Genomic DNA, 25,762 nt, shown 5'->3' on the forward strand with positions numbered 1-25,762 from the left:
AGAATAACTGTGACTGCTTTTTCAACGCTGAACGTACTGCCTGCCGCCCAACTCGATAACCTGAACGAGTTGGGTTATCTGACCATGACCCCTGTACAGGCTGCCGCGCTGCCAGCGATCCTGGAAGGACGCGACGTCCGTGTACAGGCCAAAACCGGCAGCGGTAAAACGGCTGCCTTCGGTCTTGGGCTGTTACAGCAGATTGACGCCACGCTGTTCCAGACGCAGTCGCTGGTACTTTGCCCGACGCGCGAGCTGGCGGATCAGGTCGCAGGAGAGTTACGTCGTCTGGCGCGTTTTCTGCCAAACACCAAAATTTTGACCCTCTGCGGCGGACAGCCGTTCGGGGCACAGCGTGACTCTTTGCAGCATGCCCCGCACATTATTGTTGCTACGCCGGGGCGTTTGCTCGACCACCTGCAGAAAGGCACCGTCTCGCTTGATGCGCTGCAAACTCTGGTGCTGGATGAAGCCGACCGGATGCTCGACATGGGCTTTAGCGACGCCATTGATGAAGTGACCCGATTTGCGCCGCCAACGCGCCAGACGTTGCTCTTCTCCGCTACCTGGCCGGAGGCGATCGCCGCCATTAGCGGACGCGTGCAGCAAAATCCGCTCGCCATTGAAATTGATTCTGTGGACGCGCTGCCCGCCATTGAGCAGCAGTTTTTTGATACCACCCAGCGGGGCAAAATCCCGCTGCTGCAAAAACTGCTCAGCATTCACCAGCCTGCCTCCTGCGTGGTGTTCTGTAACACCAAAAAGGATTGCCAGGCGGTCTGCGATGCGCTGGCCGAGGCGGGACAGAGCGCCCTGGCGCTGCATGGCGATCTTGAGCAGCGCGACCGTGACCAGACCCTGGTACGTTTCGCCAACGGCAGTGCCCGCGTGCTGGTCGCCACCGACGTCGCCGCCCGCGGCCTGGACATTAAATCCCTGGAGCTGGTGGTGAACTTCGAGCTGGCCTGGGACCCGGAAGTACATGTTCATCGTATTGGCCGTACCGCGCGAGCCGGTAACAGCGGCCTGGCGATCAGTTTCTGCGCGCCGGAAGAGGCACAGCGTGCCAACATCCTGGCGGAAATGCTGCAAATCAAACTGAACTGGGTTGATGCCCCGGCTAACGTCACCATTACGCCGCTGGCGGCAGAGATGGCAACGCTCTGTATCGACGGCGGTAAAAAAGCCAAAATGCGTCCCGGCGATATACTGGGGGCGCTGACCGGTGATATCGGGCTGGACGGGGCAGACATTGGTAAAATCGCGGTGCATCCGGCGCACGTGTATGTGGCGGTGCGTCAGTCTGTGGCGCAGAAAGCGTGGAAACAGCTGCAAAACGGCAAGATTAAAGGCAAAAGCTGCCGGGTTCGTCTGCTGAAATAAGCGGGCGGGAAGCGTCTCAGCGCGGATGCTGAGACGCTTAAAAATCATTTCACTTCGATAACGTTCAGGCGCATCTCATCAAGCTGGGTGTCATCCTCTTCAGGCTGCCAGCCCGCCGGTTTCATCGGGATCTCTTCGCGGTCAAACGCCAGATCGCCGCCGTTTACCACTTCAGAACCGTGCTGAATTCCTTTGAAATCAAACAGGTTGATATCGCAGAGGTGCGAAGGCACCACATTCTGCATTGCGCTGAACATGGTTTCGATTCGGCCAGGATAGCGTTTATCCCAGTCACGCAGCATGTCGGCAATCACCTGACGCTGCAGGTTTGGCTGTGAGCCGCACAGGTTGCACGGAATGATCGGGAAGGCTTTGGCCTCGGCAAAACGTTCGATATCCTTTTCGCGGCAGTAGGCGAGCGGGCGGATCACAATGTGCTTCCCGTCGTCGCTCATCAGCTTCGGTGGCATACCCTTCATTTTGCCGCCGTAGAACATGTTCAGGAACAGCGTCTGTAAAATGTCATCGCGGTGGTGACCCAGAGCGATCTTGGTTGCACCCAGCTCGGTCGCGGTACGGTAAAGAATGCCGCGGCGCAGGCGAGAGCAGAGCGAGCAGGTGGTTTTCCCTTCCGGGATCTTCTCTTTAACGATGCCGTAGGTGTTCTCTTCAACAATCTTATATTCGACGCCCAGCTTCTCCAGATATTCCGGCAGGATATGCTCCGGGAAGCCCGGCTGCTTCTGATCCAGATTGACGGCCACTAACGAAAAATTGACCGGCGCGCTTTGCTGAAGATTGCGCAAAATTTCGAGCAAGGTGTAGCTGTCTTTGCCGCCAGACAGGCAGACCATGATGCGGTCGCCTTCTTCAATCATGTTGTAATCGGCAATGGCTTCACCCACATTGCGGCGAAGACGCTTCTGAAGCTTGTTAAGGTTATACTGTTCTTTCTTGGTAATATCTTGATTTTGCGACATTTAATAGTGGCTCAATTCGTTTGTGGCTAAAGCAGCTCAGGCGGCTCCCCCATTAAAAGGGGGGCAGCAGGTCAACATGAAAAAGTATGGCGTGTATGGTACGGATTACGGCGATGAATGTCAGCACGTTTTACAGCGCGTAATCATCCTGTTCCACGCGTTGGGTTTTTTTACCGTTTGCCGCCTGGCTGTATATTGGCAACCAACGCTATAGTAGTAGTCCATCCACAACAACGGGAGGTACTCATGCAGTATGTTGAAAAAGATGACCCGCGCGAGGCGCCGGAATCGGGTGATAAAAAACCCCAACCCGTCAAAAAAATAGCTGACCGTGAGTAATACCCGCGCCACCAGTATTTACTGGTGGCTTTTTTATCGCCTTTCCCCGTCACATACCTTCGCGACATGTCTCACTGCCGCTCAGTAACTCGTACTGTATCTGTGCCGTGCACTCACCAGAAAGAGGCATAGGCCATTAATAATTGACCCTGTACGATTGAGGAGTGCCAGGTAACAGAGACGATGGTGAGCAAAAACAGACTAATACGATGAGGTGATAACGATGGGCAAACAGTGGCAACTGATCGTGAGTATATTCATTTTAATCGCAATGTCTTCATTCGCCCGGGCGAACACCACCGCAATGGGGCTGACGTTAGGTAAAACCACGCTACAACAATTTATTAAAGCCTATCCCTCGTCCCTGCATGAAGGGCGCAGTAAGTGGAGCGACGGCGATATATTCTCCATTCCGAACCGGGAGCTGGGTTTAGAGGGGGTGAAAAATAACGCGGTGATCTTCAATAAGAGCGGAAAAATTACCGCCATTATGCTGGAGCTGGATAAGAGCCGTTTCGATGAAGTCGAAAGTATGCTGGCGCATAAATATGTGGTGGTGAAAAAACAGATCTCTTTCGCCGGTGATAAATACGCCAAATACCAGAATGACGAAGATTTAATAGAACTCGACGCCCCCTATTTATCGTCCGTCATGAAGCTCACCTATTCAGAACAGATTTTTCAGGAGGCGTATCTGAAAAAGAGCGCGGAGGAATATATCCGGCGCTGACGGGAAGCCTGGCGTACACTTAGCCAGGACGCGGCGTGCCGTCACGCCGCCTGTGAGGGCATGGTTAACGCAAGGAGCCTGTAATGTCGAATAGAGTTTCTGCTCAGTGTCACTGCGGTGCGGTCCGGTTCACCGTTGAGCTCTCTGACGGGTTCAATACTATCCGCCGCTGTAATTGTTCATTCTGCCGGATGCGTGGGGCGATTGCGGTCTCGGCGCCGTTATCCGGTATCACGATTATTCAGGGCGAGTCGCTGCTGACCGAGTATCGTTTCAACACCCAGACGGCTGTGCACTATTTTTGTTCTGTCTGCGGGATTTACACTTTCCACCAGCGTCGCTCAAATCCGGATCAGTATGGTGTTAACGTTGCCTGCATTGAAGGCGTCTCGCCGTTTGATTTCCCGGAGGTTCTGGTAATGGAAGGGCGCGTTCATCCCAATGATGGCGGCGGAGGGGTGGCCGGAGTGCTGCGCTATAGCGCAACGGGGAAAGCGGAGAAGTGATCGCTATACAGCAGAGAGGCCATTTATCTTGTCTCAGGTAGCCCGCGCCGTAACGCGGGCTCATTTCATCAGAACTGGTAAACCAGACCTAATGCGACGATGTCATCGGTGCTGATGCCATTGTCTTTGTAGAACTGGTCATCTTCATCCAGCAGGTTGATTTTATAATCCACATAGGTGGACATATTTTTGTTGAAGTAGTAAGTCGCACCCACTTCAGCATATTTAACCAGATCCTGATCGCCCTGGCCGTTATCGAGATCTTTACCTTTCGACTGCAGGTAAGAGACAACCGGACGCAGGCCAGAATCGAACTGGTATTGTGCGGTAACTTCAAAGTTCTGGGTTTTGTTGGCTACCGTGTTGGCTTTTTTACCGTCACCATAAGGGGTCATGTTACGGGTTTCAGAATACATGGCCGCCAGATAGATATTATTGGCGTCATATTTCAGGCCAGTGGTCCAGGCATCCGCTTTGTCGCCGCCCGCAGTCGTATTGCTCACCTGGTCGTTGGTACGGTCAGAAGAGGTGTAGGCCGCCGCTGCGCTGAGGCCCATGCCGAAGTCGTAGGAGGTAGAGATACCGAAGCCGTCACCGTTCTCATAACGCACGTCACGGCCGTTGTTGGTGCCTTCGTTACCGTTATTATCGCCTTCGTTGTTACCCTGGTACTGCAGGGCAAAGTTCAGACCTTCAACCATGCCAAAGAAATCGCTGTTACGGTAGGTTGCAACGCCGTTCGCACGGCCGGTCATGAAGTTATCGGCTTTGGTGTAGGAGTCGCCGCCGAACTCTGGCAGCATATCGGTCCAGCCTTCCACGTCGTACAGCACGCCGTAGTTACGGCCATAATCAAATGAACCGTAATCGCCGACTTTCAGACCGGCAAACGCCAGACGGGTCCAGGACTGATTGCCAGCGTCTTCCGTGTTGTTTGCCTGGACGTTGTATTCCCACTGACCGTAGCCGGTCAGGGTATCGTTAATCTGGGTTTCGCCCTTAATGCCCATACGGATATAGGTCTGGTCGCCGTCAGCACCGCTGTTGTCGGAGAAATAATGCAGACCGTCTACTTTACCGTACAGATCTAATTTATTGCCGTCTTTATTATAAACCTCTGCTGCATTTGCTGCGCCAGCCATTAAAAGAGCTGGAATCATGAGAGCCAGTACTTTTCTTTTCATTGTGACTAATCCTTACGCTATTTTTATTTAAATATTTTTAAACTTTCCACGGAACTTCCTGCGCTGGAAAGATGTCCCATGCTAAATCACTCTCTCTTTTAGCGATAAAACATAATTGTTACCAGGTAAGTAAAATCTAAAGAAATTACTGCTGTAGAAATGGTCATAATTTTGGTGAATGTGTTTAATTAATCCATATAAAACTAAAATTATCCATTCTCCCCTGAAACCAGTAAAATCAGCGGTGTTATATGCCTGTAGTTATTTTTCCGTTTATCGCATAAATAACTTTTTAATATAGGTACTGTTATTTATCGCTAAACAGGAGCCGCCCGCCAGACACTTTCTGGCGGGCTTTTTTTATCGGTAAAGAAAAGCCCGGACAGGCCGGGCTTCGGGTTATTCGCTGGCCGACTTTTCGGCTTTCCCGGCAAGCTGGGCCAGGAAGTCATAGCGTTTTTGCAGATCGGCGGCGGCGTCTTTCCACAGCTGCTCAGCCACCTCGGGCTGCTGAGCATTGAGACGGCGGAACCGCTGCTCCTGCATCAGCGTCTCTGCCAGCGCGTCAGACGGCGGGCGGGAATCCAGCGCCAGCGGCAGTTTGCCCTCGTCGGCACGACGCGGATCAAAGCGGTAGAGCGGCCAGAAGCCCGTCGCGGTCAACTGGCGCATCTGATCGTGGCTCAGCGCCAGATCGTATCCGTGCTCTTCGCAAGGGCTGTAGGCGATAATCAGCGACGGGCCAGGATAGGCCTCCGCCTCCTGAATCGCTTTCACCGTCTGGTTCAGCTGTGCCCCCAGCGAGATCTGCGCCACATAAACATGACCGTACATCATCATGCTGACGCCCAGGTCTTTACGCGCCTTGCGTTTGCCATGCTCGCCAAACTTGGTCACCGCCCCCAGAGGTGTCGCCTTCGAGGCCTGGCCCCCGGTATTGGAGTAACACTGGGTATCCAGCACCAGAATGTTCACGTTCTCGGTCAGGCTGAGAACATGGTCCAGACCGCCAAAGCCAATGTCATAGGCCCAGCCGTCGCCGCCAATCAGCCAGATCGATTTCTCGACCAGCGCATCGGCATCGGTTAACAGCTCTTCTGCACCTTCCACGCCCGCCAGCGCCTGACGCAGCTCGGCCACCTGCTGACGACGTACATCAGGCGTTGCCTCGCTGTGCAGGGCGCTGTTCAGCTCCGCCGGGATCGTATCGGCAAACTGTTCCAGCAGACGCATCACCCGTACGCGGTGTTGATCCACCGTCAGGCGGAAGCCGAGGCCAAATTCGGCGTTATCTTCGAACAGCGAGTTCGCCCACGCCGGGCCGCGCCCGTTGGCATCAGTGGTGTACGGCGTTGACGGCAGGTTGCCGCCATAGATCGACGAACAGCCGGTCGCATTGGCGATCAGCATCCGGTCGCCATAGAGCTGGGTCAGCAGCTTGATGTACGGCGTCTCCCCGCAGCCGGAACAGGCGCCGGAGTACTCGAAGAGCGGAGTAATCAGCTGCGAGGTGCGAATGTCGATGCGCTCGAGGCTGTTGCGATCGATCTCCGGCAGGTCGAGGAAGTAGTCGTAATTCACTTTCTCCTCTTCCACATGCTCAAGGCGCGACATCATGTTAATGGCCTTGATTTCCGGATTCTGTCTGTCTTTCGCCGGGCAGACCTCCACGCAGAGGTTACAGCCGGTGCAGTCTTCCGGGGCGACCTGCAGAACATATTTCTGGCCGCGCATGTCGCGGGATTTCACATCCAGCGAGTGCAGGCTGGCGGGGGCAGCTTCCATGGCCTCAGGGGAGACCACTTTGGCGCGGATAGCGGAGTGCGGGCAGGCCGCCACGCAGTGGTTACACTGGGTGCACAGCTCCTCTTTCCAGATTGGGATCGCTTCAGCGATATTGCGTTTTTCCCAGCGGGTGGTTCCCATCGGCCAGGTGCCGTCCGGCGGCAGGGCGGAGACGGGCAGAGCATCGCCCAGCCCGGCCAGCATCGCGGCGGTGACGGTTTTCACAAAGTCTGGTGCGGCGTCCGACACCACCGGCGGGCGGTTCGGGCTGTGGGCGTTGACCGGCTGCAGTGGCACTTCCGCCAGCGACTCCCGCGCCAGCGCCAGCGCCTGCCAGTTACGCTCCACCAGCTCCTGGCCCTTGCTTCTGTAGCTTTTGGCGATGGCCCCCTGCAGCTCCATCAGGGCGCTGTCGCCGGGCAGGATGTGGGTCAGATGGAAAAAGGCCATCTGCATAACGGTGTTAATCCGCGCCGCCAGGCCGCATTCACGGGCGATTTTCGCCGCATTAACGATCCAGAATTTCGCTTTTTTCTGGTTCAGCACCGCCTGCACTTCCTGCGGCAGGCGCGCCCAGACCTCATCGGCGCTGTAGGGGGTATTGAGCAGGAAAATCCCGCCCGGTTTGAGGCGCTCGGCCATCTGGTATTTGTCGATAAACTGCAGCTGGTGGCAGCCGACGAAATCTGCCTGCGACACCAGATATGCCGAACGGATCGGCTGTTCGCTGACGCGCAGATGGGATACCGTCAGCCCCCCGGCTTTTTTCGAGTCATAGACGAAATAGCCCTGGGCATACCACGGTGTGGAGTTACCGATGATCTTGATGTTGTTCTTGGTCGCCGACACGCTGCCGTCGCTACCCAGCCCGTAAAAGAGGGCTTCCAGCTTCGCGGTTGACGGCAGGGTATTTTCCGGTAACGACAGCGACAGATTGGTCACATCGTCATAGATACCAACGGTAAAGCGCGGCTTCGGCTTCGCGGCGCTCAGCTCGTTAAAGATGGCCAGCACGCAATCCGGGCCAAACTCTTTCGACGACAGCCCGTAGCGCCCGCCAATCACCCGTGGCAACGTCTCGCGCTCGCCGCCGTTAAAGGCTTCCGCCAGGGCGGTCATCACGTCCAGATAGAGCGGTTCGGCCTGCGCGCCGGGCTCTTTGGTACGGTCCAGCACCGCCACAGAACGTGCGCTTTCCGGCAGCACCGCCAGCAGATGTTTGGCCGAGAACGGACGGTAGAGACGCACCTTCAGCACGCCCACCTTCTCGCCCCGGCGCAGCAGTTCATCCACCACCTCTTCACAGGTGCCGATGGCGGACCCCATGATGACGATGACGCGTTCTGCCTGCGGGTGGCCGTAATACTCAAACGGCTTGTACTCACGCCCGGTGGCGGCGGCAAAGTCGGCCATCGCCTGGTCCACATGGTCATACACCGCGTCATACCACGGGTTGGTCGCCTCGCGGGACTGGAAGTAAGTATCCGGGTTAGCGGAGGTGCCGCGGATCACCGGATGCTCCGGGTTCAGCGCCCGGGCGCGGTGGGCATCGATCTCCGCCTGGGGAAGAAGGTTGCGGATCGTCTCATCTGAGAGCGAGACAATTTTATTAATCTCGTGGGAGGTGCGGAAGCCGTCGAAGAAGTGGATAAACGGCACGCGGCTTTTCAGCGTCGCCATATGTGAAATTAGCGCCAGATCCTGCGCCTCCTGCACGCTGCCAGAGCAGAGCAGGGCGCAACCGGTCTGGCGGACGGCCATCACGTCAGAGTGATCGCCAAAAATCGACAGGGCATGGGTGGCGATAGTGCGCGCCGCGACGTGCAGCACGAATGGCGTGAGTTGTCCCGCCAGCTTGTAGAGCGTCGGGATCATCAGCAGCAGACCCTGCGACGACGTAAACGAGGTGGAGAGCGCGCCGGTCTGCAGCGCGCCGTGGACGGTGGCAATCGCCCCGGCCTCCGACTGCATCTCAACCACGCGAGGGGTATCACCCCAGACGTTTTTCAGCCCGTTACCGGCCCAGGCATCGGCCTGTTCCGCCATGGTCGAGCTGGGTGTAATGGGGTAGATGGCGATCACTTCACTGGTGCGAAACGCGACGGACGCGACTGCGCCATTGCCGTCAATAGTTTGCATATGACACCCTTACATTGCGCAAAGAAAGAGGGACCCGTAACGCATCGGCGGGTCCTGTAATTATCTTGTGAGTTTAGCAAAGGGGCGCTGAAACGATTTTCGCTTTTGTGTCCTGCTTATTGACGCTACCAATGGCTCGATCAAACTTTTGCGTAAAAATAGCGAACAAAACGTTTTACAACGTGGAAAATCGTGGTTTCGCTCTCGACGGACGCGGACGGGGTGCCTATTATGCATAGGTTTTGCAATTCAACGAGGGGAGAGATTATGCGCGCAGCATTTTGGGTTGGGTGTGCCGCTTTGTTACTGTCGGCCTGCAGCAATGAACCTGTTCAGCAGGCAACCGCCGCGCACGTCGCGCCGGGGATGAAGACGGCGATGTCCAGTTCCGGCCAGGCGAATTGCGCCATGATTGGCGGTTCGCTGTCCGTTGCGCGTCAGCTGGATGGCTCCGCCATCGGCATGTGCGCGCTGCCCAACGGCAAACGCTGCAGTGAACAGTCGCTTGCCGTGGGATCGTGCGGCAGTTACTGATTATTCTGCGCGTTTGAAGACCAGCGTCGTCTCAGCCGTCGCCAGGGTTAATACATCTTCCGTCAGATCTACCTCTGTGCCGCTGCGCAGCATCGTTCCGATGGCGTGATCCAGTTCATTGAGCTGGGGTTCGGTGCAGAGCTTACGCGTCATGGCGAGATCGTTGACCTTCAGCTCGCCATCGGAGAGCTTGCCCTGGCCGCTGAAGCGGTTGCACATCACCCCTGAGACCGCCATTTTTTCGCCGAAGGTGATTTCCGGCGGCGTGGTGACCGGGGCGACGGCGGCGCCGTTGATGCTTTGCAGCACAAAGCGGTGCTGCTGGAGCTGTTCTTCCTGGACAGAGGCTTTCCCTGGGTTAACACAGCCTGTCAGCGCCATGCTGAGGAGCGTTACTGCGACGAACGTTTTCATGTTTCTTCTCAATATATTCACTTCGTAAATAGCTATTGGATAGTGTATTGCGGGGGATGAGATTGTCTTGCGGGTTAATCTGAAATGTGGGGGCTGGGTTTGGGGTTTGGGTTTTGTAGGCCCGTGCAAGCGAAGCGCCGCCGGGCGTGGCTCGGTGCCACCTGTGGCAGGTAACATGAGGCGGTGGAGGTGTTTCCGTTCACCTTGCGTTCGCTGCTTCTCTGTAAACCACGTCACCGGTGAACGTGTTAAGGGGGCTATCGCCGCCCCCTTAACAATCCCGGCTCCCGGCAAGAAAATCGCCGCTTCGCGGATTGTTCGCCCCATCCCTGGGGCTCATCCCTCCGGGGCCAGCGCAAGCGCTGTCCAAAATTGCTCCCGGCAATTTTGTCCTCAGCTTATTCCTCCAGGCTTTCGGGTCGGGCACCAGCCTGCATCCATGCAGGCTATGCCCTCTCGGCGCGTCCATGCGCCTCGCCCCGGCCTTCCGGAAACGCTTCGGCGATTTTCAGCCGGACCAGGGAGCCGCTGTAGGCTAATTATTCCCTTAAGGATATGAGCTGCTTTAAGTTAAAGGCTCTTTCCTCAGAACAACGCGTTCGGGCAGGCTTCGCCTTTCTCCAGCTGACTCAGGTTACCCAGCGTCGTCTCCGAAATGCTGATCAGCGCCTCGGCGGTCAGGAACGCCTGATGCCCGGTGAATAGCACGTTGTGGCAGGCGGAGAGGCGGCGGAAGACGTCATCCTGAATCACATCGTTGGATTTGTCTTCAAAGAAGAGATCGCGTTCGTTCTCGTAGACGTCCATCCCCAGCGCGCCGATTTTTTGCGTTTTCAGGGCTTCGATGGCGGCCTGAGAGTCAATCAGCCCACCGCGACTGGTGTTGATAATCATCACGCCATCTTTCATCTGGTCGAAGGCGCTCTGGTTCAGCAGATGGTAGTTGTCAGCGGTTAACGGGCAGTGCAGGGAGATCACGTCTGACTCTGCGTACAAGGTTGCCAGGTCAACATACTCTACCCCCAGATCCAGCGCGGCGGCGCTTGGGTACGGGTCAAACGCCAGCAGGCGCATACCAAACCCTTTCAGGATCCGCAGGGCCGCTACGCCAATTTTACCGGTGCCGATCACCCCGGCGGTTTTGCCGTACATGGTAAAACCGGTCAGCCCTTCCAGGGAGAAGTTGGCATCACGGGTGCGCTGATAAGCACGGTGAATACGGCGGTTTAAGGACATCATCATGCCGATGGCGTGTTCAGCCACCGCTTCCGGGGAGTAGGCGGGCACGCGCACCACCTGCAGACCCAGCTCTTTTGCCGCATCCAGATCCACATTATTAAAGCCCGCGCAGCGCAGGGCGATGTACTTCACACCCTGTTTTTTCAGCTCTTCCAGCACCGGACGACTGCCGTCGTCGTTAACGAAAATACAGACCGCGTCACACCCGTGGGCGGTTTTGGCTGTTTTTTCATTAAGCAGAAAGTCGAAAAATTCAAGTTCGAAGCCATACTCCTCGTTAACGTGCTGCAGATACTTTTTGTCGTATTGCTTTGTACTGTATACCGCGAGTTTCATAAGACTTTCTCCAGTGTGTTTTCAATTACGGTAGCATGATTAAAATAATCTTACAATTTATAAAATTTTATTGAATTCAATAAGTTCTATGGATAATTATGTAGCAACTATCCTTAAAAGTGGCGTTCGCTTCAACTGATCGGCTAAACATGCCACAATATTCGATACTGTCGGCTATTTTTTTCGCTAAATCAGGATATTAACTGCCCATGAGGGGTACATACAAAGCCGCGATCGCGCTACTGCTTCTGATCGTCCTTTTGCCGCTGACGCTACTACTGACGCTTGCGCAGTGGGTGCCTACGCTTGCCGGGATCTGGCTCCCCGCCGGGACCCGCATCGCCTTTGAAGAGAGCCCGCGCCTGACCCGCAGCGCGCTGGTCATCCCCGATCTGCGCTATCTGGTGGAGGAGTGCGAAATCGCCCGCGTCAAAGACGCTACCCTCAGCCACCCAAGCCGCTGGAAGCTTGACATCGGCGCGCTGGATCTCAACAGCGCCTGCCTGAGCAAAATCCCCGCCAGCGAGCCCACGCCCACCGCGCCGCGCTCCCTGGCCGAATGGCAAGCCCTGCTACCCAACACCTGGCTTAACATCGACCGCCTGACACTCTCCCCCTGGCAGGTGTGGGAGGGGAAATTAACCGCTTCGTTGACACCGTCCCTGCAAGAAATTGTCTACCACGGAGATAAGTTTAGCCTGCGGGGAAAACTACGCGGCCGCTCGCTGACGGTAAGCGATGTCACGCTTAACCTCCCCGATAATCCCCAGCCGGTAAAACTGGTGGGGGAATTTACTCTGCCGCTGGTGCCGGATGGCCTGCCGGTGCAGGGGCACACGGTGGCGACCTTTACCGTGCCGCAGATCTCAACCCTTGTGGATGCCGAGCTTGAGTGGCAGGACAACCAGGGCCAGCTGGTGATGATTGCCCGGGAGAGCGGCGAGCCGCTGCTGGATCTCCCCTGGCAGATCACCCCGGAACAGTTCACCATCAGCGACGGGCGCTGGCGTTGGGTTCAGGCCGGTGTTCCCCTGAGCGGACGGCTGGGGCTTAAGATCGATAACTGGCAACAGGGCACGGAGAAGGCTATCGTCAGCGGGCGAATGAACGTGCTGACTCAGGGCGATGCCGGGAAGGGCAACGCGGTGCTCACCTTCGGCCCCGGCAAGCTAAGCATGGACAACACCGCCATGCCGATGCAGCTCACCGGCATTGCCAAACAGAACGACCTGACGCTCTACGCGAAGCTACCCGCCACGCTGACCGGCAGCCTTGCCGAGCCCCGGCTGGCATTTGCCCCGGGGGCGCTGCTGCGCTCCCGGGGGCGGGTTATCGACTCCCTGAATATCGACGAGGTGCGCTGGCCGCTGGCTGGCGTGGCGCTCACCCTTAACGGCATCGATGGCCGCCTGCAGGCCATCTTACGCGCCCATGAACAGGAGATGGGGGATTTCACCCTGCACCTGGATGGCCGGGCCAGCAATTTTCTGCCGGATTACGGATTGTGGCAATGGCGCTACTGGGGGGAGGGCAACTTTACCCCGATGCAGGCCCGCTGGGACGTGGCGGGCAGGGGGGAGTGGCGCGACAGCGTGATTGAGCTGAGCGCGCTTTCCACCGGCTTCGATCAGCTGAAATATGGCACCCTGCATGCCAGCGCACCGCGCATGGTGCTTGAGCGCCCAATCCGCTGGCAGCGCGACCCTGCCGATCCGCACTTCAGCGGCGCGCTCTCCTTCGATGCCGGAGAGACCACCTTTACCGGCGGCAGTGTATTACCCCCCTCAACGATCAAATTCAGCGTGGAGGGTAGCGATCCAACATTTTTCCAGTACAAAGGCACCCTTAACGCCAGAGCCATCGGCCCGGTGCAGCTGAACGGGCGCTGGGACGGGGAGCGTCTGCGCGGCCAGGCCTGGTGGCCGAAGCAATCCCTGACCGTTTTTCAGCCGCTGATCCCACCGGACTGGAAGATGACCCTCAGGGAGGGGGAGCTTTATGCCCAGGTGGCTTATTCCGCAGCGGCGGATCAGGGCTTTGAGGCCGGAGGCCACGGCGTGCTGAAGAGCGGTAGCGTCTGGATGCCGGACAACAAAATCAACGGGGTCGACTTTGTCCTGCCGTTCCGCTTCAGCCAGGGCACCTGGTCGCTGGGAACCCGCGGTCCGGTGACGCTGCGCATTGGCGAGGTGAAAAACCAGGTCACGGCCCGCAACATCACCGCCGATCTGCAGGGCGATTACCCCTGGAGCGATGCCAGTCCGCTGCTGCTGAGCGACGTCAGCGTCGATCTGTTGGGCGGTAAAGTGACCCTGCAGCAGCTGCGCATGCCCCAGCACGATGCGGCCCTGCTGCGGGTGCAGAATCTCTCCGCCAGCGAGCTTATCAGTGCGATAAATCCCAAACAGTTTGCCCTGTCCGGGCCGTTCAGCGGGGCGCTGCCCTTGTGGCTGGACAACGACAAGTGGATCATCAAAGATGGCTGGCTGACCAACGCGGGTCCGATGACGTTGCGTCTCGATAAAGAGACTGCCGATGCGCTGGTGAAAGAGAACGGGGCGGCGGGCGGCGCGATTAACTGGCTTCGCTATATGGAAATTTCGCAGTCGTGGACGAAACTCAATTTAGATAATCTGGGTGAATTAACCCTGGCGTCGACCTTGCGTGGCGCCAGCCGCGTGGAGGGCCAGACACAGGCCGTCAACCTCAACTATACCCATCAGGAGAACGTGTTTACCCTCTGGCGCAGCCTGCGTTTTGGCGACAAGCTGCAGACGTGGCTGGAGGAGCACGCGGCACTACCGGATAACCGCTGTCCGACAGGCAAGGAATGTAAGGAACAACCATGAAAAAGCTGGCCGGTGGCTTCACCGCGATTGTGATACTGACGCTGACAGGCTGCACGCCGAGGATAGAAGTGGCGGCGTCGAAGGAGCCCATCACCATCAACATGAACGTCAAAATTGAACATGAAATCCACATCAAAGTGGATAAAGATGTGGAATCGCTGCTGAAATCGCGCAGCGATCTCTTCTGAGGCCGCCATGAGAAAATACTTCACGCTCATTCTGCTGACGCTGGGGCTTTGTGCGCCCGCGTTCGCCCTGACCCTCAACGAAGCCCGCACCGAGGGGCGCGTGGGGGAAACGCTGAGCGGCTATATCGCCCCGCGCAGCCAGGATCGCGAAACCCTGGCGCTGGTGGAGCAGATCAACAAGGCTCGTACCGAGAGTTATCAGCGGCTTGCTGACAGCAATAACCTTCCGGTCGATGAGGTGGCCAAAATGGCGGGAAGCAAACTGGTTGCCCGCGCCCGCCCCGGCGAGTATGTCCAGGGCGTCAACGGCAGATGGTTACAGAAGTGATTAGCGGTGGCGTTTGCGGTATTCGCCAGGGGAGATCCCAAAGCGCTGCTTAAATGCCGTGGAGAAGTGGCTATGGTCGGTAAAGCCCCAGCTGTAGCCAATGCCCGCCAGTTTCTCATCGTCACGAGCGCTACGTAGCATCTGCGCGCAGAGATCCAGCCGACGGTTCTTGATGTACTGCGCCACCACCAGCCCTTTCTCGGCAAACATCCGGTACAGGCTACGCACCGACATCCCGCACTCCGCCGCAATCCACTCCGGTCGCAAATGTTCCGCCTGAATATGATCGTCGATGAGCGTCAGAACGTGGCTGAACTGGCGCGCCTTGCGCGGCTGCACGCTTTCACGCTGCTGCAATACCGGGCGCAGCAGACAGACCATCGCCTCCAGCGCGGCTTCGCTCTCGGTTTCACTCAATCGCGGATTGTTCATGCTCTCCTGCAGCAGACGATAGCTGAGCTGGACGGTAGGCAGGCTGTGGGAGAGTTTTTGCGCGCAGCTCACTTCCTGAAAACGAAAGTGCTGCTCAAGGATCTGGCGCGGGAGCAGCAATGAGATCTGCCGGGATTTTTCCGGCCAGTAGATCGAGCAGGGGCGGGAGGCGTCGATCAGGGTGATATCTCCCGCGTTGAGCATAATTTGCCGGTCGTCCTGCTCCAGTCCCGCTTCACCTTCCAGCTGAAAGACAGTGTAGAACCAGGCATCGTTGCTGGTCTTAATCTCCTGGCGGGTACGAAACAGATTCACGCCGCCAGCGGTGACGGTGCTGAGCTTCAGGGTGCCGGTCCAGGTGGATTCCAGCTCGCCGTAAAACTCGCCGCTCATGGGCCGGGCCGCAAAACTTCCGCAAGCCTGATTAATCTGCGCCAGCCACTGCTGATAATTGTCCGTTTCCTTTGCACTCGCCATCGTCTGACCTGCTACGTCGTGAATGTTTAAACATTGTTGCATTTATGTTTCTAATTACCCGTGACATGGGGCGAAATATAGGCAAGAACACCACGGTGTAACAGAGCGAAACGGCACTATTGTCGCGTTTTGCGGCACCTGTCACAGGGGGCAAAGCGAATGTCACAGAGATAAAAGCGCACTGCGCAAACCCATCTTAGACTGCGATGACACCCTGCGAATAATAAGGAATCGCTATGTCTGATACACAGGTCGCAGTACTGCACAGCGTGCAGCAATTTCTGGATCGCCAACATGGCCTCTGGATCGAGGGACAACCGTCCGCCTCCGACAGCGAAAAGCGTCTGGATATCTTTAACCCGGCAACCGGTCAGGTGATTGCCTCTACCGCCGATGCCAGCGCGAAAGATGTGGATCGCGCGGTGATGTCCGGCTGGCGCGCCTTTGTGGCCCGCAGCTGGTCCGGCAAACTGCCGGCGGAGCGCGAACGTATTCTGCTGCGCTTCGCCGATCTGGTGGAGCAGCACACCGAGGAGCTGGCCCAGCTCGAAACCCTGGAGCAGGGTAAATCCATTAACATCTCCCGCGCCTTTGAAGTGGGCTGCACTCTGAACTGGATGCGCTACACCGCGGGGCTGACCACCAAAATCGCCGGTAAGACGCTGGATCTCTCTATTCCGATGCCGCAGGGAGCGCGCTACCAGGCGTGGACGCGCAAAGAGCCGATTGGCGTGGTGGCCGGGATCGTGCCGTGGAACTTCCCGCTGCTGATTGGCATGTGGAAAGTGATGCCCGCCCTGGCGGCCGGCTGCTCTATCGTGATCAAACCGTCCGAAACCACGCCCCTGACCCTGCTGCGCGTGGCGGAGCTGGCAACCGAGGCCGGGGTCCCGGACGGCGTCTTTAACGTAGTGACCGGCAGCGGGGCGGTGTGTGGCGCTGCGCTCACCAACCATCCGCATATCGCCAGGGTGAGCTTTACCGGTTCTACCGCCACCGGGAAACAGATTGCGCGCGCCGCCGCCGATCGCCTGATGGGGGTGACGCTGGAGCTGGGCGGTAAAAACCCGGCGATTGTCCTGAAAGATGCCGATCCGGCATGGGTGATCGAAGGCCTGATGACCGGCAGCTTCCTGAACCAGGGCCAGGTGTGCGCCGCCAGCTCGCGTATTTACGTCGAAGCGCCGCTGTTTGATACCGTGGTGAGCGGTTTTGAGCAGGCGGTGAAATCCCTCAGCGTCGGGCCGGGGATGTCCCAGGAGGCGCACATCAACCCGCTGGTTTCCCGCGCCCACTGCGACAAAGTGCAGACCTTCCTTGATGAAGCGCAGTCGCGCCAGGCGGAGCTGATTACCGGCAACCGTGGTCCGAACGATCAGGGTTACTACGTGTCGCCGACGCTGGTGGTGAACCCGGACGCCAGCCTGCGCCTGACCCGCGAAGAGGTGTTTGGTCCGGTGGTCAACCTGGTGCGCGTCGCTGACGGCGAAGAGGCGCTGCGCCTGGCGAACGATACCGAATATGGCCTGACCGCCAGCGTCTGGACGCAAAACATCAGCAAAGCGCTGGAGTACACCGACCGCCTGCAGGCGGGAACCGTGTGGGTGAACAGCCATACCCTGATCGACGCCAACCTGCCGTTTGGCGGGATGAAGCAGTCCGGCACAGGCCGTGATTTCGGCCCGGACTGGCTGGATGGCTGGTGTGAAACCAAATCGGTGTGCGTGCGCTACTGACGCCCGGCGGCGCTGCGCTTGCACGGGCCTACGGTCTGGTCGGTTTGCCGCACCGCACCGTAGGTCCGGTTAAGCAGAGCCGCCACCCGACATCAGACCGCACCGTGCCAACAAAACCGCACCCTTAGCAGGACCAGCGATTTCGTCCTGCATTTTTTGCCCGGTAGAGCGCGGCATCGGCCTGGGCGATCACCTCGCTGGCCGTCTGACCAGCGGTCAGCGAGGCGATCCCCATGCTGACCGTAACGCTGTCGCTGACCGTTGAGGCAGCATGCGGAATAGCCGCAGCGCGCAGGCTCTCCTGAATGCGCGCCGCCACCTGTTCCGCCACTTTTTCCGTCGCATCAAACAGGATCAGCAGAAACTCCTCGCCACCGTAGCGTGAGACCACATCGTCCGGGCTGCGCACCACCTGTTTCAGCGCCTGCGCCACCGCCGCCAGACACTCATCCCCGGCCTGATGCCCGTAACGATCGTTGTAGCGTTTGAACTCATCGACATCGAGCATAATCAGCGCAAAATTGTTCCCCTGTTTGACCGCGTTTTCCAGCACGTTCTCCATCGCCCGGCGGTTAGCGGTACCGGTGAGCGGATCCTGGTGCGCAAGGGCATCCAGCCGGGCAATCAGCGCCTGGTTCTGCTGCTGACGCAGCCAGGCTTCATCAAACCAGCGCACTAAAATAAACCGCCCGTAAACCAGCACTACCGTAAAGATAAGCCACACCACGACGAAACGCAGGCTGATGCCCTCGTTCAGCACCAGGCTGGCAGCCGGCATCGCCGCCCACAGCGGCAGCGCATAGCTCATCAGCCCAACCGGAAAAAAATAGAGCCCTGCCAGCGCCGTCAGGAGCAGGGTGGTGCAGAGCGGCCAGGCGAAGGGCAGTTTCAGATGGGCGATAAACCAGACGGCGCAGCAGGCCCAGATCAGGCCTGCCAGCAGCAACAGCAGGCTCAGCCCGCGTTTTTTTTGCCAGACCAGCAGCAGGGAGAGGCTAAACAGAACAATGACCGCCAGCATCAGCCAATCGATCATCCTGGCGCTGAAGGCGTTCACCTGATACAGCGCGTCAATGCCGTCGAACAGCCCATTACGCAATAAGACCATCAGCGCAAAGCCGATGTTGACGAGCGCCAGCCACGGCATGCTGAGAGTCAGTCCGCGGGTGACCATATCCCTGCGGGCGAAAGGCTCCGCCCGCAGGCTGGTGGGTTTACGGTGTAACAATGTTGAACCAGAACTCAAATTTATCCATATAGCCCAGCATGGTATCAAGTTTTGCCCCGTCACCGGTAACCTTCACCGCGCCGCTCTCCTCAGCCTGTTTCAGGGTGGTTTCCTTGAGGATGATTTTATTCAGCGTGTCGCGGCTCAGGGTGATGGTGGCGTCGGCGTCGGTCGCTTCGGCATTGGCGGTGTGGTTCAGCACCCCATTTTCCAGCTCGAGCTTGTACTTGCCGCCGTCGCTGCCGAGGTCGATGTTAAACACCGATTTCGCGGTTCCGGCTTTTTCACCGTTAATGTGAACCGCCAGATAGTCGAAGAACATCTCCGGGGTCATCGCCCGCACCGTATCCGGGCTGGCGGTGTTCGGGGTCGGCCCTTTCACCACGCCGTTACGCAGCTCCTGCGCGCCGGTGAGGTAGAAGTTACGCCACGGGCCCGATTCCGCCTGATAGCCTAACTGCTCAAGCGCGTCCGCCTCCAGGTTACGGGCCGCCTGGTTGTTCGGATCGGCAAAGACCACCTTGCTCACCACCTGCGCCACCCAGCGATAGTTACCCTGGTCGAAGTCGGTTTTGGCCTTCTGCAGAATGGCGTCGGCGCCGCCCATATAGTCTACATATTTCTTCGCAGCCTCTTCCGGCGGCAGCTCATCCAGGGTCGCCGGGTTGCCGTCGAACCAGCCGAGATAGAGCACGTAGGTGGCTTTCACGTCGTGACTTACCGACCCGTAGTAGCCCCGGTTAGCCCAGGTGTGCGCCAGCGAATCCGGCAGCCTGAAGTTTGCCGCAATTTCATCCCGGGTCATGCCCTGGTTCGCCATGCGCAGGGTCTGGTCGTTGATGTAGCGATACAGGTCTCGCTGGCTTTTCAACAATTTATTGACGTTTTCATTGCCCCAGGTTGGCCAGTGGTGCTGAGCCATCAGCACTTCGGCTTTATCACCCCAGCGCACAATGGCTTCGTTGATATATTTTGACCACGGCAGCGGCTCGCGGATCTTCGCCCCGCGCAGGGAGTAGGTGTTATGCAGGGTGTGGGTGACATCCTCGGCGGATTCGATCAGTTTTTTCTCTTCGATGTACCAGAGCATTTCGGACGGCGCTTCTGAGCCCGGCGCCAGCATAAAGTCATAGGTCAGGCCGTCGATGGTCTCTTTCTGTCCATCTTTTTCGATGATATTGGTCGGCGCAAGCAGGGTTACGGTCCCGGCGGAGGTCGTGGTGCCAAGCCCCGCGCCCACCTGACCTTTAGGATCCGGCTTCAGCAGGTTGCCATACATATAGCTGGCGCGGCGGCTCATGACGTTCCCGGCCATAATGTTTTCTGCCACGGCGGCTTCCATAAAGCCGGCCGGGGCGTAGATTTTGACTTTCCCGGCTTTGACATCGGCCTCATCCACCACGCCGCGCACGCCGCCGTAGTGGTCAACGTGGCTGTGGGTGTAGATCACCGCTACCACCGGTTTCTGCCCGCGGTTTTTGTAATAGAGATCCATCCCGACTTTTGCCGTTTCAGCAGAGACCAGCGGGTCGACCACGGTGATACCGGTCGCCCCTTCGATAATGGTCATGTTTGACAGGTCAAGGTTTCGGATCTGATAGACCCCATCCGTGACCTCAAACAGACCGCTGATATTAATCAGCTGCGCCTGACGCCATAAGCTTGGGTTGACGGTATCCGGCGCTTTGTCCCCCTCTTTAATAAAGGCGTACTGCTGGGGATCCCAGACCACATTGCCCTGTTCGCCTTTGATCACCTCGGTCGGAAGTGCAGCGATAAAGCCTTTATGGGCATCGGTGAAATCGGCATTGTCGGAGAAGGGCAGCTGGCTGAAGAGGGCATTATTGGCTTGCTGAGTGGCGGCGGCAGCCTCTTTTGGCGCTTCTGCGGCAAATGCAGGAGTGCCGGCAGAGATAAAAACGCCTGCAAGCGCAAGGCTTCTTGCTATCAAGTTGAATCTCATCCTAAAAACCTCTCAATGTTCATACAACGACGTAAGGGAGAACTTCGTGTGATGTCCATAAAAAACGTTTTAAGAAAGGCAACCCGGACGGCATGGGTATGATTAACTATAAGCAAGGAAAGCTGTTCAGAAAATAAACGACTTAAACTAAATTCAATAGCGGTGTAGGTCGGGTAAGCGCAGCGCCACCCGACAATGCCCGGCGGCGCTGCGCTTGCACGGGCCTACGGTCCCGTAGGTCGGGTAAGGCGCAGCCGCCACCCGACATCAAACCGCACCGACAAGAAAAAGCCGGGCAATATGCCCGGCTGTTTATCACTGCCCCTCTTTCTTCTTGCCGAGCGACGGCGTCTCGTCAAAGAAGTTCCACGGTTTGAGCAGGGCATGCACCCACTCGGTTGGCATGATCGGCCACTCTTCGGCGCGGGCCACGTGGGTGGTACCGGTGGTGATCCACACCACGTTATCCTGGTTATTCAGCGACTCGTTATCCTTACTGAACTGGCCCAGCCCCTGGTCATGGGAGGAGCGGTTCGGGAATTTGCCCTCCGGGTACATCTCGTTCGGATGGTAGCGGGTCACCCACAGCTGTTTATCCATAAAGCTCAGGCGGTGATAGATCCACTCATCCGGGGCGAATTTCGCGCCGGTTGCCACCGGGTGCGTACCGCCCGCATAGGGGATGATCTGGTAAGAGACCGGGTTGCCCATGCGGTTCTCTTTGCTGGTGTTGCTCAGTAGACGAATGGTGCCCGGGTCAAATTTCTGTGCCGCCTGCTGCTCGCTGTCGATGTTGTACTGGTTAACCTGCATGGTGCTGGTGCGCGGGCCGCCAGCGGTGTTCGGCTTCACCTCCGGATCCATCGCCACCAGGCTGTTGCTGGTGCCATCCACATCCAGATCCAGACGGAAGTTGTAGATGTGCTGGTGGGTGGTGCCGACAATGTTGTGATCAATCAGGGTGCCGTACTTCGTATCCTCTTTGGCGCTCGGGTCATGCATGGTTTTCGCCATCACCCCTTTTACCGCTTCGATACCGGTTGCCCCAGCATCGATGCCGATGGTGCCGTTTTCGTGGAAGATCCAGTCGAAGATGTAGTCATAGTTGCCCACGGTGCTGATCCAGCGCACCACCAGCTCGCGGCGTTCGGTGCTGACGTTCGGCTGATTCATCTCCTGGTGCTTATACTCCGGCCCGGCGTAGCGTTCAAAAATCGCCATCGCCCGCGGGATTTCCATCGGCGCACCGGTGTAATCCGGGATGGTCTGATTCAGCAGCACGGCGTTGGAGGGCACATCTTTACCGCGCACCAGCGGCGAGGTGAGGGTGCCCATGCCGTAGTCGCCGGAGTCCAGATAGGCTTTGAAGTACCAGCCCACGTCCGGGTCGCCGTAAGGGACAATCATCCCGCCCAGCGATCCCTCGTACATCACCTGGCGTTTTTTGCCGTTGTCGTTAAAGGTGACGGTGGAGATGATCGGCCCGACGCGGGAGTCGAGGCTCAGGTGGAAATCCCAGTTCTGCCAGTGGATCATATTGCCGGTAATGGTGTAGTTCTTGCCTTCCGGCTCCACAATCTCCAGCGGTTTGTGCACCACCGGTTCGCGGTCGCGGCCATCATAGGGGCGGGACTGCATCGGCACCGGTACGACAGCGCCTTCTTCAATTTTGACGATCTTCTTCTCGATCAGATCGACCACCGCCACCAGGTTCTCAATCGGGTGCGCCCAGTAGTTGCCGTCGCCGGTATCCAGGTAGCTCACCACCTTCAGCAGGCGATCTTCCTGCTTCAGACCATCCTTACCGTCAAAGTAGCCGACGGTCAGCGGGGTGGTCATCACCTTTGCCGGGTCGTTGATGCCGCGTTTTTTCAGCGCCTCGGCATACTCCGGGCTGCCGGTGACGATCTTCTGCACCGCCATAAAGTCATCCAGCAGCACCATGCCGTGGGCGTCTTTGATCGGCTCCCAGTGCAGGATTTTCTTCTCCTGCAGATCCACTAGCGCTTCAACGATAAATTTGCCGTCCAGCAGGGTGATATTGGCCTGACGCGGCGCATCTACCGCCGTGCCGTTCAGCACGAAATCCCACACTTTGGCTTTGTCCGGCTCGGCCAGCGCGATCTGCGTGAAGCGGGTATTCGGTTTAAAGTCCGGCGAGGCTTTCACAATCCCGACGGCCTCTTTGATCTCATCCGCGGAGAGGGCGTTCAGCGGGTGCGGGGTCTTCTCGACCTGGAAGGTCTGGTCAAGGCCGGACTGGAACACATCGTTAACAAAGGTATCGGCGATCCAGGCCTTATTGTCTTTCATGACCACCGGCGCCTGCAGGGTGAGCGGTTTACCGTTGACCATAGCGGTTGTGGCACCCGGCTTCACTTTGATAAAGGCCCCATCTTTGCTGATGGTGAACATCTGGGCATAGTCGTCCCATTTCACATCAGCGCCAAATTCGGTCAGGGTTTTATCCATTTCGACCATATGTGCTGCACCACCGTGCGCCAGCACCTGGCCGGAAAAGAGACAGGCAACGGCCAACGCCAGCACCGTTTTACGTGGAGAAAAAATGGAGGAGCTTCCCATGATTAACCTCTGTTGTATGTGTTGTTATCCACTCGGGACCGCTGTTCTGCGCGCGGTTTATTCATTGCCAACATAGCAATAACGCGTTAAGTACCGTTTGCCTGCATTTGCCAGATGTTTTGTCAGATGTGCCAGAAGCCGGGTAACGTGCGCGACGTTACCCGGATGGAGGGGGATCAGGCGTCAAAATCTCCGCGCTGACGGGAGACGAGGGTCAGGATCGAGTAGAGCGCCACCGGCTGCTGGTGCTGGTTGAAAATCTCAACCGCCCATTCCACCACGCCGGTCGGTTTCTCGTCCGCCGTGCGCTGTTTCTTCAGCGTCTTGCGCTTACAGGTCAGACGCACCTGGATGGTGTCGCCCGGCTTCACCGGCTCAATAAAGCGCAGGTTCTCCATACCGTAGTTGGCAATCACCGGCCCGACGCCCGCATCGACGAACAGACCCGCCGCAGCGGAGATCAGGAAGTAGCCGTGCACCACGCGTTCGCCGAAAATCGACTCCGCCGCGCCGATCTTGTCCATATGGGCGTAGAAATGATCCCCGCTCAGGCAGGCAAAGTTAACGATGTCGGTTTCGGTCAGGGTACGGCGCGGGGTCAGGAGGCTGTCGCCCGGCTGTAACTCCTCGAAGTATTTGCGGAACGGATGAACGCGATCCTCCTGCACCTGCGCGCCGCGTACCCACTGCTGGCTGATGGCGGCCAGCATGCTCGGGCTGCCCTGGATGGCGGTGCGTTGCAGGTAGTGTTTTACCGCCCGCAGGCCGCCCAGCTCCTCACCACCCCCGGCGCGGCCCGGGCCGCCGTGCACCAGCTGCGGCAGCGGGGAGCCGTGGCCGGTGGACTCTTTGGCCGACTCTTCGTTGAGGATCTGGATACGGCCGTGGGCGCGGGCGGCGTCGGCGATAAACTGACGCGCAAGGCGCAGATCGGCGGTGACCAGCGTCCCGGCGAGACTGCCTTCCCCGGCGCGGGCAAGGGCCATGGCGTGCTCGCGATCCTGATACGGCATCAGAGTGGCGACCGGGCCAAAGGCTTCGGTGGCATGGACGGCAGGGGTTTCATCCGGCTGCGGGCAGAACAGCAGCGTCGGCGGGAAGAAGGCCCCGGCAGCGTTCAGGTCGGCTTTCCCGCCCAGACGAATCTGGCAGCCCGCCGTGACTAAAGTATCCACTTTCTCCTGCACGTCAGCGCGCTGCTCGGCGTTGACCAGTGAGCCCATTTTGATCCCTTCCTGAGCCGGGTCGCCGACAGCCACTTTTTCCAGCCGGGCGATCAGCGCCTGGCTGACAGCCTCCACCTGCGCCTGCGGAACGATGATGCGGCGGATCGCGGTACATTTCTGCCCGGCTTTCGCGGTCATCTCCCGCACCACTTCGCGAATGAAAAGGGCAAACTCCGGCTGCTCCGGGGTGACGTCATCCCCCAGCACGCAGCAGTTCAGGGAGTCCGCTTCCATGGTGAAGGGAATTGATTTTGCCACGATGTTCGGATGGACGCGCAGCTTCTGGCCAGTGTCGGCGGAGCCGGTAAAGGTCACCACGTCCTGGCTGTCGAGCTGGTCGAGCAGATCCCCCGCGCCGCCGCAGATCAGGCTGATGGCGCCCTCCGGCACCAGGCCGCTGTCGACGATCGCTTTCACCATCGCCTGGGTCACCTGGGCGGTGGCGGTGGCCGGTTTAATAATGGCAGGCATCCCCGCCAGCCAGGTCGGGGCCAGCTTTTCCAGCATTCCCCAGCAGGGGAAGTTGAACGCATTGATGTGGACGGCCACGCCGGACTTCGAGGTCAGCACGTGGCGCGCGGCAAATCCGCCCTCTTTTGAAAGCGGGATCAGCTCATCTTCCGGCCACAGGGTATCGTCCGGCAGTTCGCGGCTGCCCAGGCTGGCGAAGGTAAAGAGGGTGCCGATCCCGCCCTCGATATCCACCCAGCTGTCGGCGCGGGTCGCCCCGGTCTGTGCCGACAGCGCATAAAAGGTCTCTTTCTGGCTCAGCAGATGTTTCGCCACCGCTTTCAGCATGGCGGCACGTTCGATAAAGGTCATGGCATGAAGCGCTTCGCCGCCTTTCTCAATGGCGTAGCGACGTGCGGCGGCCATATCCAGCCCTTCGCTGGTAACGGACCAGAGGGATTCACCGCTGATGGCGTGTTGAATGGTGCGCTCACGGCCCCGGCCTGACTGCCAGGTACCGGACAAGAAGCTGGCTAACTGCTGCATCTTTCTCTCCAGATGGTTCGTGATTTCACTATAAATAGTTCGTTTGTGAATCATAAAAAGCAAGTGACTTGTTAATGTTTTATTAACATTGTGATCTCGCTTAATCTTCTTAACTCCCGGAGGCCGCGTCGTATCTGGGGTGTGGAAATCTCTTGCGAGCCTCATCACAAAACGAATAAACGATTCT

At 58.0% G+C, this 25,762-nt stretch carries 19 protein-coding genes; 9 read left to right on the plus strand and 10 right to left on the minus strand.

Going from position 1 to position 25,762, the window contains the following annotated elements; genetic code table 11:
* Positions 1 to 9: 9 nt before the first annotated feature.
* The gene (dbpA, locus tag ACOKCT_RS20165; protein ID WP_420193816.1) at positions 10 to 1,383 is read left to right on the plus strand and encodes an ATP-dependent RNA helicase DbpA; all 1,374 of its coding nucleotides are present in this window, start codon (positions 10 to 12) and stop codon (positions 1,381 to 1,383) included.
* 44 nt (positions 1,384 to 1,427) lie between these two features.
* On the opposite strand, the gene ttcA is transcribed toward dbpA, so the two are convergent.
* On the minus strand, positions 1,428 to 2,363 hold the full coding sequence (gene ttcA / locus ACOKCT_RS20170; protein ID WP_103822179.1) for a tRNA 2-thiocytidine(32) synthetase TtcA: 936 nt from the start codon (positions 2,361 to 2,363) through the stop codon (positions 1,428 to 1,430).
* 246 nt (positions 2,364 to 2,609) lie between these two features.
* On the opposite strand from ttcA, the gene ACOKCT_RS20175 reads away from it, so the two are divergent.
* The 3 genes from ACOKCT_RS20175 to ACOKCT_RS20185 all read left to right on the plus strand — a co-directional run bounded on the left by ACOKCT_RS20175 (position 2,610) and on the right by ACOKCT_RS20185 (position 3,938).
* Complete coding sequence (locus ACOKCT_RS20175; protein ID WP_420193817.1) at positions 2,610 to 2,702, plus strand: hypothetical protein; 93 nt, start codon at positions 2,610 to 2,612, stop codon at positions 2,700 to 2,702.
* A gap of 247 nt (positions 2,703 to 2,949) precedes the next feature.
* Positions 2,950 to 3,432: a hypothetical protein gene (locus ACOKCT_RS20180; protein WP_214422066.1), complete on the plus strand. Its 483-nt coding sequence runs from the start codon at positions 2,950 to 2,952 to the stop codon at positions 3,430 to 3,432.
* A gap of 83 nt (positions 3,433 to 3,515) precedes the next feature.
* Entirely contained in the window at positions 3,516 to 3,938 is a 423-nt protein-coding gene (locus ACOKCT_RS20185) for a GFA family protein (RefSeq protein WP_420193818.1), read from the plus strand.
* 68 nt (positions 3,939 to 4,006) lie between these two features.
* On the opposite strand, the gene ompC is transcribed toward ACOKCT_RS20185, so the two are convergent.
* Positions 4,007 to 5,122: a porin OmpC gene (gene ompC, locus ACOKCT_RS20190; protein WP_420193819.1), complete on the minus strand. Its 1,116-nt coding sequence runs from the start codon at positions 5,120 to 5,122 to the stop codon at positions 4,007 to 4,009.
* A 399-nt stretch (positions 5,123 to 5,521) separates the two neighbouring features.
* Entirely contained in the window at positions 5,522 to 9,046 is a 3,525-nt protein-coding gene (gene nifJ / locus ACOKCT_RS20195; protein WP_420193820.1) for a pyruvate:ferredoxin (flavodoxin) oxidoreductase, read from the minus strand.
* Between the two features lie 267 nt (positions 9,047 to 9,313).
* On the opposite strand from nifJ, the gene ACOKCT_RS20200 reads away from it, so the two are divergent.
* Complete coding sequence (locus tag ACOKCT_RS20200; RefSeq protein WP_420193821.1) at positions 9,314 to 9,580, plus strand: DUF333 domain-containing protein; 267 nt, start codon at positions 9,314 to 9,316, stop codon at positions 9,578 to 9,580.
* On the opposite strand, the gene hslJ is transcribed toward ACOKCT_RS20200, so the two are convergent.
* The gene (gene hslJ, locus ACOKCT_RS20205; protein WP_103179823.1) at positions 9,581 to 9,994 is read right to left on the minus strand and encodes a heat shock protein HslJ; all 414 of its coding nucleotides are present in this window, start codon (positions 9,992 to 9,994) and stop codon (positions 9,581 to 9,583) included.
* A 585-nt stretch (positions 9,995 to 10,579) separates the two neighbouring features.
* On the minus strand, positions 10,580 to 11,569 hold the full coding sequence (locus tag ACOKCT_RS20210) for a 2-hydroxyacid dehydrogenase (RefSeq protein ID WP_103179822.1): 990 nt from the start codon (positions 11,567 to 11,569) through the stop codon (positions 10,580 to 10,582).
* Positions 11,570 to 11,778: 209 nt separating this feature from the next.
* On the opposite strand from ACOKCT_RS20210, the gene ACOKCT_RS20215 reads away from it, so the two are divergent.
* Genes ACOKCT_RS20215 through ACOKCT_RS20225 form a run of 3 tightly spaced genes read left to right on the plus strand, consistent with a single transcriptional unit; the run spans position 11,779 to position 14,934 of the window.
* Entirely contained in the window at positions 11,779 to 14,418 is a 2,640-nt protein-coding gene (locus ACOKCT_RS20215; protein ID WP_420193822.1) for a YdbH family protein, read from the plus strand.
* On the plus strand, positions 14,415 to 14,606 hold the full coding sequence (locus ACOKCT_RS20220) for a YnbE family lipoprotein (protein ID WP_039028506.1): 192 nt from the start codon (positions 14,415 to 14,417) through the stop codon (positions 14,604 to 14,606). The genes ACOKCT_RS20215 and ACOKCT_RS20220 overlap by 4 nt, the downstream gene beginning before the upstream one ends.
* A gap of 7 nt (positions 14,607 to 14,613) precedes the next feature.
* The gene (locus ACOKCT_RS20225) at positions 14,614 to 14,934 is read left to right on the plus strand and encodes a YdbL family protein (protein WP_103179820.1); all 321 of its coding nucleotides are present in this window, start codon (positions 14,614 to 14,616) and stop codon (positions 14,932 to 14,934) included.
* On the opposite strand, the gene feaR is transcribed toward ACOKCT_RS20225, so the two are convergent.
* Positions 14,935 to 15,843, minus strand: coding sequence for a transcriptional regulator FeaR (gene feaR, locus ACOKCT_RS20230; RefSeq protein WP_159339410.1), 909 nt, complete (start codon positions 15,841 to 15,843; stop codon positions 14,935 to 14,937). It abuts the gene before it with no gap.
* A 236-nt stretch (positions 15,844 to 16,079) separates the two neighbouring features.
* Here feaR and ACOKCT_RS20235 point away from each other — a divergent pair, with 236 nt between their 5' ends.
* Positions 16,080 to 17,579, plus strand: coding sequence for an aldehyde dehydrogenase family protein (locus tag ACOKCT_RS20235; protein WP_159339409.1), 1,500 nt, complete (start codon positions 16,080 to 16,082; stop codon positions 17,577 to 17,579).
* A 124-nt stretch (positions 17,580 to 17,703) separates the two neighbouring features.
* Here ACOKCT_RS20235 and ACOKCT_RS20240 read toward each other — a convergent pair whose 3' ends face one another.
* The 4 genes from ACOKCT_RS20240 to paaZ form a co-directional block, all read right to left on the minus strand.
* A complete protein-coding gene (locus ACOKCT_RS20240; protein WP_159339651.1) occupies positions 17,704 to 18,753 on the minus strand; it encodes a diguanylate cyclase in 1,050 nt (349 codons plus the stop codon).
* 40 nt (positions 18,754 to 18,793) lie between these two features.
* Positions 18,794 to 20,770, minus strand: coding sequence for an alkyl/aryl-sulfatase (locus tag ACOKCT_RS20245; protein WP_180210942.1), 1,977 nt, complete (start codon positions 20,768 to 20,770; stop codon positions 18,794 to 18,796).
* Positions 20,771 to 21,085: 315 nt separating this feature from the next.
* Positions 21,086 to 23,353, minus strand: coding sequence for a primary-amine oxidase (tynA, locus tag ACOKCT_RS20250; RefSeq protein WP_156654617.1), 2,268 nt, complete (start codon positions 23,351 to 23,353; stop codon positions 21,086 to 21,088).
* A gap of 176 nt (positions 23,354 to 23,529) precedes the next feature.
* On the minus strand, positions 23,530 to 25,575 hold the full coding sequence (gene paaZ / locus ACOKCT_RS20255) for a phenylacetic acid degradation bifunctional protein PaaZ (protein WP_420193823.1): 2,046 nt from the start codon (positions 25,573 to 25,575) through the stop codon (positions 23,530 to 23,532).
* Positions 25,576 to 25,762: the final 187 nt, after the last annotated feature.

It is taken from the genome of Leclercia sp. M-A074-M, assembly GCF_965195605.1.
Lineage (GTDB): Bacteria > Pseudomonadota > Gammaproteobacteria > Enterobacterales > Enterobacteriaceae > Enterobacter.